Source organism: Halomonas sp. 7T (assembly GCF_025643255.1).
Classification (GTDB): Bacteria; Pseudomonadota; Gammaproteobacteria; order Pseudomonadales; family Halomonadaceae; genus Vreelandella.
Genome location: NZ_CP087112.1, coordinates 391,442 through 403,217, shown reverse-complemented (window position 1 = coordinate 403,217; position 11,776 = coordinate 391,442). Strand labels below are relative to the sequence as shown.

The window sequence follows — 11,776 nt, the reverse complement described above, 5'->3', positions numbered from 1 at the left end:
CTTAAGCTCCTTTAACGCTAGCAACAGGCTGGGAACGCGACCATACGATCAGTGCCGCCCCACCCAGTAACATAGGTAGTGTCAGTAAATGGCCCATCGTGACCCACTCAAAGGCGATAAAACCCAAATGCGCACCGGTGAGGCGAACAAACTCCACGGCAAACCTAAAAATGCCGTAGGCAAGTAAGAAAACACCCGATATCTGCTCGACACAATTATCCTTACCACACACTGCGGCTTGCCGAGTTGCCCCTTTAGCCCAACAAGCCGCCTACCACGCATGGCTGTTTCCTGCTAGTTATCGCAGTGGCCGTCCGCTTCCCCCGCAAATTTTTGCTGGATGCTCACCACGTAGGCTGCCAGGGCCGCTAACTCGTCCGACTCCCAATCGAGTGGCTCTGCTTCCATGGGCGCTACCATACACAGCTGCACCATCTCATCGGCATGCACTGTTTCCATACCAAACATATTGGTGCCCATCGCAACGGCATGAGGATAAGGCTGATTAAAGGTGTCCTGATAGCCCGACTGACCATCGGCACCGTGGCAGCTGGCACAGGAAAGACCATTACTGCTCAAGGAAGAATCGTTAAAGAGCGCTCTCCCCCGCTCGACCAACGAGACGGGGTTATTACCGCTTTCGTCGTAACCGGGCACGTAGCCACCCGGCCGCGACACGGCTTGTGTACGCGCATTGGCTGGCGCGCCAGCCTCGGCCTGGGCTTCACCTTCTGCCTCACCTTCAGCTTGCGCTTCACCTTCACCCTGGGCGTCACCTTCAGCCTCTCCCTCTGCTTCCGCCTCGCCTTGGGCCTCAGCGTGATGGCTAGCCAACAGCAGCGTTGTAGGGGCTTCGCCATAGGCATTCACCGCCTGGCTGTTGGCAACGGCTTGTAACGTCACACCCCCCGCCACCAGTGCTAAAACAGGCGCGGTATAACTCATTTTCAGACGCAGTTTACTGAGTAACTTACGGCGTTTTTGCTGTTCTTTAGACATGGTACCCACCTCTTATCGCTGTTTTTATTTGAGCGCTAATCCACACCGCCGCCGCTCTATTTATTTTGTTGCTTATCATTGTTGCGTGTTGTTGTTGAGTAACACCTATTGGTGACTGCCAAGGCAAAACCCTTACACCCCCATGGCTTAAAAACTGCCCAATATAAATAAAACGAAAAAATTGACCATTGCTATTTTTGCACTTAACGTTCCATAATCAAACCAAGCCAAACGGCTGAACACGCAGGGGCATAACCCAACATTCAGAAGGAGATTGAATAAATGACTGATTTTACACTGCACACAATCGATACCGCGCCAGAAGAAGCTAAAGCGAACTTGCAGGCGGCAGAGAAGAAAATGGGCTTTCTGCCCAATATATTCGCCAAAATGGCGGAAGCACCAACGCTGCTAGAAGCCTACTTGGCACTCGATGGGATTTACGCTAAAACCAGCCTCAGCCCGGTAGAGCAACAAGCTGCTTTATTGGCTATCAGCGCCGACAACCACTGTGCTTTTTGCGTTGCCGCCCACACCGGCGGGATCAAAAAAGCCGGTGCTGATGACGCAACGATTAAAGATTTACGTGCTCGCGCTACGCCTAATGACACCAAGCTGGCGGCAGTGACTCGTTTTGCTCGCCATTTAAACGCCCAACGGGGCTGGGCCGAACAAGCCGAGTTAGATGCGTTTTTGGAAGCTGGCTTCACGCAACAACAAGTACTCGAGCTGGTTATCGCTTGTGCGTTGAAAACGCTTTCAAACTACACTAACCATGTTGCTGGCACCCCGCTCAACGAAGAGCTTAAGCCACTCGCCTGGGAAGTCCCAACGTCATAACGTAAGCGTAGCGTCCAATGGTCGTTAAGGCGGCCATCTGTTGTATTTAAAACACTCGACTGAGTGCTCTTCTGGGGACGCATGTGAACACTGACACTCTTTCCATTGAACGCCATATCGCCGCCCTAAGGCCGAAACTGATTGCGTTTGCACGGTTGCAGTTGCGAGATAGTGCTGCCGCTGAAGACACGGTTCAAGACACCCTCATCGTCGCACTGGAGAAGCACGACGCTTTCGCTGGGCGTTCGGCGTTTGAAACCTGGGTATTTGGCATTTTAAAAAACAAAATTCTTGAGCGTATACGCTACGAACGACGTTACTGTTCTTGGCAAGACGATGAAAAAAGCGATGAGGACGCTTTCGAGAATCTGTTTCAAGATAATGGGCGTTGGCAACCGGCTCACAAGCCTCAATCCTGGGGTGATCCAGACCAAGTACTTGAAAACGCCTCCTTTTGGAAACTACTAGACACCTGTTTACTGGTACTACCCGACAGCACAGCCCGCGTATTTACGATGCGTGAACTTATGGGGCTCACCACCCAGGAAATTTGCGACGCACTTTCGCTAAGCGATGCTAACTGCTGGGTGATGCTACACCGCGCTAGGTTGAAGCTACGCGCCTGTATCGAAAAAGGGTGGTTAACATAGAATGAAAAAGAAAACGCCAAAAGCACCGCCTCGCCGCAAGCCAGTTAAGCGTCGATTAATAGCAGCAGCTCGCAAATTTCTGATAGCGCTTGCATTTCTAGCGGTGCCTATCGCTTGGCTGATCGTAAACGAACGCACTGCCAGCGCCGAATCAGACCTAAGCGTTCTTGGCAGTGGAACGCCGGTAGCCGTACAAGTTCATGATCATAGCTGCCCGCTTTGCCAGCGCTTAAAAGCCAATGCTGAAGACGCATTAGCTCAAATGGATGCTCCGCCCGCTTGGCGCATTGTGGACATTAACACCACAAAAGGCGCTGACTTTGCCAACCAATATGGCGTTGGTCACGTAACGATTCTGCTCTTTGATGGGCAAGGAAATCGCCAGGATACGATTCAAGGGGTCACCAGCACGCCTTCGTTACGCTCGTCTTTTGAACAGTTAACGGCCTCACGTCGCTAGCGTCGTAACGTTTTTAAACCTCAGCCTCTAGGGGTACCCGCCCTTTTTCAGGCCTTTTGTCCTTTATAATAGCGGGTCGATGTAAGGAAAAGCGCTTAGCAAACACTGAAACCAAAATGCTTTAGCGCTGACGGTTAGTATCCACTGCCAGCGCAGGATTTTCGCCTGGTGAAAGGAGAGCCACGTTATGATCATGTGCCGTGAGGCGACGCGCTTAATGTCGCTCAAACAGGATAGAACGCTTACTTTCCGTGAGAAGGCGTCACTGGGCTTTCATCTCTCGATGTGTGGCGCCTGCCGAGCCTGTGCTCGTCAGTTCGATCTGTTACATAAAATAGGTCGCCACCACCCCGCATTGCTAGACAAGCCAAACAGCAATGGTGCCCCCCATGAGCCGCGCTAATACCCTAACGGCTCTAACCGCTGCCATAACGTGCCTATTCGTCATACCGTTTTCAGCAGCCCATGCCCAAGCTATTCACTTCTCGCCTAACCAGATCATGACCTGGCCGACGCGTAGCTTTTCAGGTGAAACCTATTACGACATTGTTGAAAAGTCGGGTCAGCGCGTCCTGCAAGCCAGCGCACAGGGCCAAGCATCAGCACGCTACTTAGAGCGTGATATTGACCTTAATGAAACGCCCTACCTTCACTGGTGCTGGCAGGTAAGCGCTACGTACCCAGGCATCGATGAAACCACCAAGGCAGGCGATGACTACCCAGCCCGCGTATACGTGGCGCACAAAACAGGCTTGCTGCCGTGGCAGGTGGAGTCAGTCAACTACGTATGGGCGTCAACGCAACCCCAGGGGGCGACCTGGTCAAATGCGTTTACCAGCCGCGCTCAATTAATGGCGCTGCGAAGTGGCAACGATGACGTGGGTGACTGGGTAGCAGAGGTGCGTGACGTTCGCACTGATTATCAGGCACTTTTCGGCAGCAGCCCCAGCCAGATCAACGGCATCGCGTTAATGAGCGATGGCGATAATGCAGGCGGCAATGCCACCGCTTGGTTTAGTCAACTCGGTTTTTCTAGCACCACCACACCACCTAGCTGTCCATAATTGAGTCACCATTCACAATGCGTGATTAGTTATCACGGCCACCACGCATCACTCATTATTCCGCGATATCTTAGCTCTCGTTTTCTCAGCTATCTTATAACGTACAACAATACTGCCGCTTGCACTTATCTTAGTAGTTTTCCAGAGGTCTCCTCATGCCCACCCCAGAACATGAGCAGCTTATACACGACCACCACCCCGCCGCTATACGCGCACGATTAGCCAAACCCGCCAAGGCTTCTACCCTTCCCGATGCCGTGCTTGGCGGTATTGATGGCTGCGTCACTACCTTTGCCGTTGTGTCAGGCGCCTTCGGTGCAGGCTTTTCTCCACAGGTCGCCCTGGTACTTGGTTTCGCCAATTTACTCGCTGACGGCTTTAGTATGGCCGTCAGTAATTATGAAGCAGGCTGTGCACAGCTGGCCCAAGTCGCAAGCGCTGAACGCACCGAGCGACAGCATATTGCGCTTATACCCGAAGGAGAGCGTGAAGAGGTGCGTCAGCTGTTCCGTGCGAAAGGGTTTGAGGGCCAGTTACTTGAAGATGCCGTCGATGTCATCTGCCGCGACCCAGAGGTGTGGATAACCACGATGTTACGCGAGGAGCACCGCCTAACCGTGGAGGGTATTAGCCCACTGCGCTCAGCACTGGTGACGTTTATAGCCTTTTTAGTGGTTGGTGTTATTCCGCTACTGGCTTACACCCTTCCGGTGCCCAATAACATCCAATTTTTTATTAGCCTGGGGTTAGCCAGCGGTGTTTTTCTAGCGATTGGCATGGTCAAAAGCGCCTTTTACCAACAACCCATATGGCGCTCGGGCATACGCACATTATTGATGGGAACGGTCGCCGCAGGACTGGCTTATGGTGCTGGCTATATTGCCCAGGGGGCTATCGGTGGCTAGTGACCCGGCAAGAACTCCGCTGCGCGGAGTTTTCCAAACTCAAGCTCCAACACCTTGCCTTACCAACTAAACTATCCCGCCGTTTGCTCACATGGTGGATGCTAAATTAGCGCATAATATTGTTATTACAGTGACTTACGTGTATCAGCCTCCATACGTGTAATCCCGAAGAATCATTTACATATATTGAGCTATGTCAATGCGCCAGATGACTGATAAATTATAGTTAACATCACCTTTAAAAATAATTTCCAAAATAGGTCACGCCAATATGCTAGGTATTATGCTTGCCAATCCTCTCGATAACGCCTTGATGCAGCATACCGCTTGCATTGCGTTTACACCTGACGGCGCTATAACAAAGGCCAGCCCGCTTTTTTTGGCCACGATGGGCTATACCTTTGAACAAATTAAAGGCGAGCATCACCGCATCTTCTGCGATGCTGCCGAAATCAACACGCACGCTTATCGAGATTTTTGGCAATCACTTGCCGACGGCAAGAGTCGCCAAGGTACCTTTAAGCGTTTGAATGCCCAAGGCGATGACGTTTGGCTGGAAGCGACATACCTACCGATTAGCAATCGCCGGGGAAAGGTTGTGTCGGTCTTGAAAATTGCGAGTGACATTAGTCTGAGCGTAAAAATGCCGTGCTTAACGCGTTAAATAGCTCTATGGCGGTGATTGAGTTCACCCCTAGCGGTGAAATCCTCAATGCCAACGCAAATTTCGAGTGCGTTATGGGCTATAGCAAAGAAGACATTATTGGCGCACATCACCATATATTTTGTCCTTCTGAGTTTTATAACACCCACCCCCACTTTTGGGAGCAGCTTGCACAGGGCGAGTATATGCAAGGGAAGTTTGAACGCCTAGACTCACGTGGAGCTAGCATTTGGCTAGAAGCCACCTACAACCCCATCCAAGATAGTAAAGGTAACGTAGTGAAGGTGGTTAAATTTGCCACCGATATCACTCGCTCCGTTGAAGCGGCTGATTCCGCAACAAACGCCGTCACTGCCGCACAAAGCACCTCTTCTCAAACAGAGCAGATTGCCCAAAACGGGCTTAATCACTTACAAAAGGTGATGGACGATTCAAAGAGAGCAGAACTGACGTTAGCAGAAGCGCAGCAGCTAATAGCAGCGCTGACGCAGCAGGCACAAAGCATCAATAGCATTACCGAGTCGATTGCCAAAATAGCTAATCAAACTAACCTTTTATCGCTTAACGCCGCCGTTGAAGCCGCACGGGCAGGAGAGCAAGGCCGTGGATTTGCGGTAGTCGCCAACGAAGTTCGCCGTTTAGCGAAAGGGTCGAGTGAAGCCGTTGACGATATTACCCGATTGCTTAAAGAAAACAGCGATCTTGTAAAACGCACCACCCAAGCCATGCAGCAGGTTGTCGAACAGGGCAAGTCTAGCCAAACGAGCGTTGGGGAAATTGAGACGATCGTCAACGAGATACTCACGGGAGCACGCAGCGTTTCAAGCTCTATCGATCAGTTAGCGTTAGAGTCGCCTAGTTAATAAATAAAAAAAGCCAGCACCAACGTGCTGGCTTACTGCTGTTAACCGTTTCCTATCAGCGTAATTTTGTTTTACGCAGGTAAGGCAGAACCGCTTCAAACTCACCAAACTTCTGCTTGGCATCTTCATCCGACACACTCGGCGGAATGATAACGTCTTGCCCAACGGTCCAATCAGCGGGCGTTGCAATGCCATGTTTAGACGTGGCTTGAAGGGCATCCAGCGCACGCAAAATTTCTGCGAAATTACGACCGACTGTCATCGGATAGGTCATGGAGAGCTTTAGCTGTTTATCCGGGCCAATGATGAACACCGAGCGGACCGTTGCGCTATCAGCCGGGGTGCGGCCATCGGGCAGGTACGCATCTTCCGGCAGCATGTCGAACAGTTTAGAAACGTTCAGGCCTTCATCGGCAATAATCGGGAAGCCGACAGAATTACCGCACACTGTCTCAATATCGTTTGCCCAACGCTTGTGATCTTCAACGCCATCAATGGAAACGCCAATGACCTTAGTGCCCCGCTTCTCCCATTCGGCGCTTAGCGTTGCCACGGCGCCAAACTCTGTCGTGCAGACCGGCGTGAAGTCTTTAGGATGAGAAAAGAGGATCGCCCAACTGTCGCCGATCCAGTCATGAAAACGAATGGGGCCTTGGCTGGTCTCTGCTTCGAAATCAGGCACTACTGCATTAATACGTAATGACATCGTTCCTCCTCATTAGGGTCAAGTGACCTTCATACCTTATATGACTTTCAACCCCTTCACTATAGAACGTTTCGCGCTATAGCAATTAAACCACGCGGTGATCAATCAAGCGGCTTGGGGTCTTTCTCATCCCGCTTGATACGCTTTACCCAGCGCTGTTTCGCGTAATGGCGTAAGTTCGCCACACTGTCAGTTTCATCGACAATATCTTGGCCTAATATCGTCTCAATAATATCTTCTAGGGTTATAAGGCCCACAAACGTGCCATGCTCGTCGTAGACCACCCGCATGTGCAAATGGTCTTTCAACATCGATGTAAATACTTGCTCGACATTGTTCAATACGTCTACGCTGCCAATTGGATGCATTAGCTCACGCATGGTTTTGTCGTCATCGGCGTGATACATATCGGCCTTGTGTACATAACCAAATGCCTGCTCGCCGTTATCCATCACGGGAAATCGCGTGAACGGCGTTTTGCCATACTGCTCGTCAAACTCTTTAACCGACATGTTAGGTGGCACCGTTTCACAGACAGTACGGGGCGTCATCGCGTTATTAACCGCAATTTCATGCAAGTTCAGCATGTTAATAATGGTGCGAGATTCGTCCGCATCCAACACTTTCTCTTCCAAACCTACCCGCGCCAGCACTTTAATTTCATCACGTAGATCAACATCGTGTTCTGATTTACCCAGACGACGCGTAATCTGTTCAGACATCCAAATAAACGGCAGCAACCCAACGATCATTGGGTTCAGTAACCGGGGCAACATGGGAGATAGACCTCTCCAATAGGTAGCGCCAATCGTTTTGGGAATGATCTCAGAAAGAATTAAAATCAGCATGGTCATAACAGCTGACACAATAGCAATGGACGCTTCACCAAACACAATGGCGGCCTGCGCGCCCACTGCCGTTGCACCAACGGTATGAGCAATGGTGTTAAGCGTTAAGATCGCGGCCAGCGGACGATCAATATTGGTTTTTAATTTGAACAGCGCTGCATGAAGTTTGGGATTATCTTCTTTTTGTTTGGCAATGTAGCTTGGGGTAATAGACAGCAGCGCTGCTTCAAGGATAGAACACAGAAAAGAGAGCGCGATTGAAAGAGTAGCAATCGTGATGAGGAGGAACATGAGAGCCCATGGTGGTGAGTGATGTACCGTATATAGGGCCACACCCACGTGGTGTCAATCCATAAATTCATCTTTTAATATTTTCTGTTGCTACTGCCCGTTAATGGGCATTAATCACCACTGCCACTCGCTTCTGGCCACGGCATCATGGGCGTGCAAACTTTCTGCGTGAACGACCTTGAGCTGAAAGGCTGAAATATCAGGCATCTTTCGAATTGCTGCATCTAGGCGCTTGGCTGCGTCTTCACAAAACATTAGGTTTTGGCCGTTGGCGAGGGCAAATGCCTGTTCATCAATCCGTTTTACCGCCGTTTGCAGCGCAGTACCCAGCGCGCGCTCGATACGCTCAATCAGAGCAGCAAGCGGTATATGGTCATTGCCCGCAAGCCGTATGGAGCAATTAGCCGTACTACGCTGGCTATGGGGCGTAGCAAGAATACCCTCTTCGCTTCCCAACCACGTCAATACCGCCTGCTTGCTAAGCGGTATATCATCGAAATCTTCTACAAACGCCTGCTGAATTAACTGCCGAGCTAATGCAGCTGAACAGGGGCATGTTGAGGAGTATCCAACGGAGACATCTAGCTCAAGCCGAAAGCCTCGCGAGTTTAACTGCCCACGCAGCGTAAACGGATAGCTTTTCCACCCTGACAAAGGGCTGATCAGCGCATCACGCTTTAGCAACACGTCTCCGCTGAACGTTAAATACGCATTTTCGGATAACGTTTGATGGCTTTCCAAGAAAACAGTAAGGACGCGATGAATCAGGATGGGCGTTAGCGGCTGGTGCGCTAATTCGTCTAATGCAATATACAGCCGTGACATGTGAATTCCACGCGCATCGGCTGCTTCCAGACTAACGCCAGCGGACACTCTAGCATTAACGTGACTTCCCTCCAGCTGAATGGGTAACGCAATACCTTCCATGCCCACCCAGGAAAGCGTACCCGCCAAACCCGCAGACTGCTGGGCGATATCGGGTAAGGTGAAAGCCGTCATTACATTGCCTCGTGGGTAGATGAAGTGGTAGGTGAACGGGTAGGTAACTCAGTTGATACGCCGGAGGGCGCAAAAAAACGATAGAGCTGCGCCACCGTGTCAGGCGCGACATTTTGCGTAATAAAAACAAACCGAGAAATACGGTCATCAACACAGTTCATGGGTAAGGGCGCGGGCGGGTGAAAAATGTGCTGAACACCATGCAGCGCAAGCGGCTCCTCTCGATCAGTAAGATGGATGATGGCTTTAATACGGAGCATTTTTTCGCCCATCAACGACATCAATAAATCCAACCAGTTTTCTAGCGCATCTGGCGTAATCAACGGCTCAACACAAAAACAGAACGCATTGATATGCTCACCATGGCGGGTAAGCGTGGGCTGGCTTGTGCTGTTAATACTCAGCGCTGCGTCCGATATATCTTCCCCATCTATCACCCCACTGGCATCTGCTTGATGGGTGCGATAGCTGGCTGCTTTAAGCCATTGCTGCACTTGATACAGTTTGGCGTCTGCGCGAAAAATCCCTGCGCCTACCAACAGATCAGGGGATAAATTGCCATGCAACACCTGCCACTGTTCAGCGGCCGGGTTTATCGACGCTAGCTGGTTGGCTAGCGGTGCCAAACGGCCTTCATCAACTAGATCGATTTTGGTAAGAAGCAAGCGGTCAGCGATTGCTACCTGTCGCTGAGACTCACGATGCGCTTGCAGTGTGGCTTCCCCATTGGCAGCGTCAACACAGCACACCACGCTATCCAGTTGAAAGCGGTGAGCCAGCCAATGGTCGGTCATTAACATCTGTAAAATAGGCGCGGGGTCGGCAAGCCCCGTGGTCTCAATCACCACACGGGAAGGCGCAGGCTTACCCTTTGCCTGCAGCTCATCAATCGCTTGTTGCAGCGTACGGCTTAAATCACCCCGCAGTGTGCAGCACAAACAGCCGCTACTCATCTCCACGACCGCTTGCTCATCACTTTGGGTAATCAGCTGATGATCTAAACCAATAGCGCCAAACTCATTAATCACGACAAGCGTGTTTTGCATAGAGGCTTGGCGCACCCAGCGGTTCAACAGCGTGGTTTTACCGCTTCCTAAAAAACCGGTGAGTACGTTAACGGGCGTTAGCTTTGTGAGCTGCATTACTCCCCCCGCGCCTTGCGATAATGGTGCTCTTTTTGCTCTTGGCGCTCTTTCGCTTCTATGCAGAGCTTGGCTGTAGGCCGAAACAGCAGCCTTGGAATGCCAATCGGCTCGCCAGTCTCTTCACAGTAGCCATAATCGCCGCTTTCAATACGTTTTAGCGCCGCATCAATGTTAGTGATGAGCCTGCTTTCTCGGTCGGCTTGGCGCAGCGCTAAGCGTAACTCTTCTTCAAACGATGCTTGATCCGCTTCGTCGCTATCTCGCTCATGAGAGGCAATAGAAGCTTTTACTTCTCTTAAATGCGCCGTTAGCTCCTCACGCTCGTCTAATAAACGCTGCCGGAAAAATGCCAACTGGCTGTCATTCATATAGTCGCTTTCCGGCTGCGCCAATAGCGTCCTCTCCTGCACTTTTTGCAGAGAGTTGGCCGCCGCTATGACTTCTATTTCCTGGGGGGATGGATGCGTATCGCGTTGCAATGGGTAGCCTCCTTTTGATAAAAACGTTATAACATAACAAATAGATCACTGCGACTTGTCTTTCTTTCAGGAGCCTTCATATGCCCATGCCTTCTTCAGCAAACGTGACGACTCACAACCTCTATCCATATGCCGCAATGGGTAGTGACATCAGCGTACTGCCGCGTATTTTTGAAGCGCCTATCAACATTGCCATTTTTCAACGCACGCTACCGGCTGAACTAGCCATCAGTGCAAATGCCCAGTGCCAAACCAACCGCGATTGGCAATATGGATGGCTAGGCAACCCAACTGACGCGTTAAGAGAAGACCTCTACCGTAACCTGCCAGAACCCTCAGCAGGTGAGGCACTGGTTGAGGATGTTGCGACCATTGCCGAAGCGATTGCCTACCTCTTTGATACTGACTCCGTTGGCATTCGTTTACGCCTATTAACCGCCGCGATGTGCCCACGCTTTCACTGCGATAACCTACCCGTCCGCTTAGTAACAACCTACGCAGGCCCTGGAAGCGAATGGCTACCCGAATACGCCGTTAACCGTGAAGGACTAGGCGCGCCTACACCCAACCGCCCAGAGATCTTGCGGGACAGCCAAGCCATTCAGCGCATGGCAGCGGGCGACATTGCGTTGATAAAAGGCAGCGGATGGGTGGGCTGTGAAGAGCATGGCTTAGTCCACCGCAGTCCCTCTTTAGAAGCAGGGCAAAAGCGGCTACTACTGACCATTGACCCGGCTTAGTCACCCGACACACAGTCTCTGGCGGGAACTAACGCTCTGCTTAGCATGCCTATCCTATTGAAACTGACTGGCACCGGAAAACGGTGCCGGCAGCATCACTGCCAGCCTGCTAAGCAGCACAGG

Annotated in this window: 16 protein-coding genes; 9 read left to right on the top strand and 7 right to left on the bottom strand. The window is 51.2% G+C overall.

The window, feature by feature from the left end; all coding sequences use genetic code 11:
* Position 1: 1 nt before the first annotated feature.
* Complete coding sequence (locus LOS15_RS01895) at positions 2–157, bottom strand: hypothetical protein (protein ID WP_411537347.1); 156 nt, start codon at positions 155–157, stop codon at positions 2–4.
* A gap of 137 nt (positions 158–294) precedes the next feature.
* Entirely contained in the window at positions 295–999 is a 705-nt protein-coding gene (locus LOS15_RS01890; RefSeq protein WP_263067732.1) for a c-type cytochrome, read from the bottom strand.
* A 282-nt stretch (positions 1,000–1,281) separates the two neighbouring features.
* Between LOS15_RS01890 and LOS15_RS01885 the strand changes: the two genes are divergently transcribed.
* From LOS15_RS01885 to LOS15_RS01855, 8 genes are all read left to right on the top strand, one after another.
* Positions 1,282–1,839 (top strand): carboxymuconolactone decarboxylase family protein, encoded by a 558-nt coding sequence (locus LOS15_RS01885; RefSeq protein WP_263067731.1) that lies wholly within the window; start codon positions 1,282–1,284, stop codon positions 1,837–1,839.
* Positions 1,840–1,922: 83 nt separating this feature from the next.
* Complete coding sequence (locus LOS15_RS01880; protein WP_263067729.1) at positions 1,923–2,489, top strand: sigma-70 family RNA polymerase sigma factor; 567 nt, start codon at positions 1,923–1,925, stop codon at positions 2,487–2,489.
* A 1-nt stretch (position 2,490) separates the two neighbouring features.
* The gene (locus LOS15_RS01875; protein WP_263067728.1) at positions 2,491–2,949 is read left to right on the top strand and encodes a thioredoxin family protein; all 459 of its coding nucleotides are present in this window, start codon (positions 2,491–2,493) and stop codon (positions 2,947–2,949) included.
* A gap of 187 nt (positions 2,950–3,136) precedes the next feature.
* Positions 3,137–3,352: a zf-HC2 domain-containing protein gene (locus tag LOS15_RS01870; protein ID WP_263067726.1), complete on the top strand. Its 216-nt coding sequence runs from the start codon at positions 3,137–3,139 to the stop codon at positions 3,350–3,352.
* Positions 3,339–4,013 carry a DUF3047 domain-containing protein gene (locus LOS15_RS01865; protein WP_263067724.1) on the top strand — a complete coding sequence of 225 codons (675 nt, stop codon included), beginning with the start codon at positions 3,339–3,341 and terminating at the stop codon, positions 4,011–4,013. The genes LOS15_RS01870 and LOS15_RS01865 overlap by 14 nt, the downstream gene beginning before the upstream one ends.
* A gap of 155 nt (positions 4,014–4,168) precedes the next feature.
* Entirely contained in the window at positions 4,169–4,918 is a 750-nt protein-coding gene (locus LOS15_RS01860; RefSeq protein ID WP_263067722.1) for a VIT1/CCC1 transporter family protein, read from the top strand.
* A 271-nt stretch (positions 4,919–5,189) separates the two neighbouring features.
* Complete coding sequence (locus LOS15_RS16970; protein WP_317629626.1) at positions 5,190–5,582, top strand: PAS domain-containing protein; 393 nt, start codon at positions 5,190–5,192, stop codon at positions 5,580–5,582.
* Complete coding sequence (locus LOS15_RS01855; protein WP_317629625.1) at positions 5,567–6,445, top strand: methyl-accepting chemotaxis protein; 879 nt, start codon at positions 5,567–5,569, stop codon at positions 6,443–6,445. The genes LOS15_RS16970 and LOS15_RS01855 overlap by 16 nt, the downstream gene beginning before the upstream one ends.
* A 55-nt stretch (positions 6,446–6,500) precedes the next feature.
* Here LOS15_RS01855 and LOS15_RS01850 read toward each other — a convergent pair whose 3' ends face one another.
* The 5 genes from LOS15_RS01850 to dksA form a co-directional block, all read right to left on the bottom strand.
* Positions 6,501–7,151, bottom strand: a complete 651-nt coding sequence (locus LOS15_RS01850; protein WP_263067721.1) for a peroxiredoxin — start codon at positions 7,149–7,151, stop codon at positions 6,501–6,503.
* 101 nt (positions 7,152–7,252) lie between these two features.
* On the bottom strand, positions 7,253–8,290 hold the full coding sequence (locus LOS15_RS01845; protein ID WP_263067720.1) for a CNNM domain-containing protein: 1,038 nt from the start codon (positions 8,288–8,290) through the stop codon (positions 7,253–7,255).
* A 114-nt stretch (positions 8,291–8,404) separates the two neighbouring features.
* On the bottom strand, positions 8,405–9,289 hold the full coding sequence (gene folE2 / locus LOS15_RS01840; RefSeq protein WP_263067718.1) for a GTP cyclohydrolase FolE2: 885 nt from the start codon (positions 9,287–9,289) through the stop codon (positions 8,405–8,407).
* Positions 9,289–10,431, bottom strand: coding sequence for a CobW family GTP-binding protein (locus tag LOS15_RS01835; RefSeq protein WP_263067716.1), 1,143 nt, complete (start codon positions 10,429–10,431; stop codon positions 9,289–9,291). The genes folE2 and LOS15_RS01835 overlap by 1 nt, the downstream gene beginning before the upstream one ends.
* The gene (dksA, locus tag LOS15_RS01830; protein ID WP_411537341.1) at positions 10,431–10,913 is read right to left on the bottom strand and encodes an RNA polymerase-binding protein DksA; all 483 of its coding nucleotides are present in this window, start codon (positions 10,911–10,913) and stop codon (positions 10,431–10,433) included. The genes LOS15_RS01835 and dksA overlap by 1 nt, the downstream gene beginning before the upstream one ends.
* An 80-nt stretch (positions 10,914–10,993) precedes the next feature.
* Here dksA and LOS15_RS01825 point away from each other — a divergent pair, with 80 nt between their 5' ends.
* On the top strand, positions 10,994–11,653 hold the full coding sequence (locus LOS15_RS01825; RefSeq protein WP_411537340.1) for a DUF1826 domain-containing protein: 660 nt from the start codon (positions 10,994–10,996) through the stop codon (positions 11,651–11,653).
* Positions 11,654–11,776 lie beyond the last annotated feature (123 nt).

What these genes read in the sequence shown, in the direction of transcription:
- LOS15_RS01865 (WP_263067724.1), top strand. Translation starts at nt 3,339, where the DNA reads ATGAGCCGCGCTAATACCCTAACGGCTCTAACCGCTGCCATAACGTGC.
- LOS15_RS01845 (WP_263067720.1), bottom strand. Translation starts at nt 8,290, where the DNA reads ATGTTCCTCCTCATCACGATTGCTACTCTTTCAATCGCGCTCTCTTTT.
- LOS15_RS01875 (WP_263067728.1), top strand. Translation starts at nt 2,491, where the DNA reads ATGAAAAAGAAAACGCCAAAAGCACCGCCTCGCCGCAAGCCAGTTAAG.
- folE2 (WP_263067718.1), bottom strand. Translation starts at nt 9,289, where the DNA reads ATGACGGCTTTCACCTTACCCGATATCGCCCAGCAGTCTGCGGGTTTG.
- LOS15_RS01825 (WP_411537340.1), top strand. Translation starts at nt 10,994, where the DNA reads ATGCCCATGCCTTCTTCAGCAAACGTGACGACTCACAACCTCTATCCA.
- LOS15_RS16970 (WP_317629626.1), top strand. Translation starts at nt 5,190, where the DNA reads ATGCTAGGTATTATGCTTGCCAATCCTCTCGATAACGCCTTGATGCAG.
- LOS15_RS01860 (WP_263067722.1), top strand. Translation starts at nt 4,169, where the DNA reads ATGCCCACCCCAGAACATGAGCAGCTTATACACGACCACCACCCCGCC.
- LOS15_RS01885 (WP_263067731.1), top strand. Translation starts at nt 1,282, where the DNA reads ATGACTGATTTTACACTGCACACAATCGATACCGCGCCAGAAGAAGCT.
- LOS15_RS01850 (WP_263067721.1), bottom strand. Translation starts at nt 7,151, where the DNA reads ATGTCATTACGTATTAATGCAGTAGTGCCTGATTTCGAAGCAGAGACC.
- LOS15_RS01890 (WP_263067732.1), bottom strand. Translation starts at nt 999, where the DNA reads ATGTCTAAAGAACAGCAAAAACGCCGTAAGTTACTCAGTAAACTGCGT.
- LOS15_RS01870 (WP_263067726.1), top strand. Translation starts at nt 3,137, where the DNA reads ATGATCATGTGCCGTGAGGCGACGCGCTTAATGTCGCTCAAACAGGAT.
- LOS15_RS01835 (WP_263067716.1), bottom strand. Translation starts at nt 10,431, where the DNA reads ATGCAGCTCACAAAGCTAACGCCCGTTAACGTACTCACCGGTTTTTTA.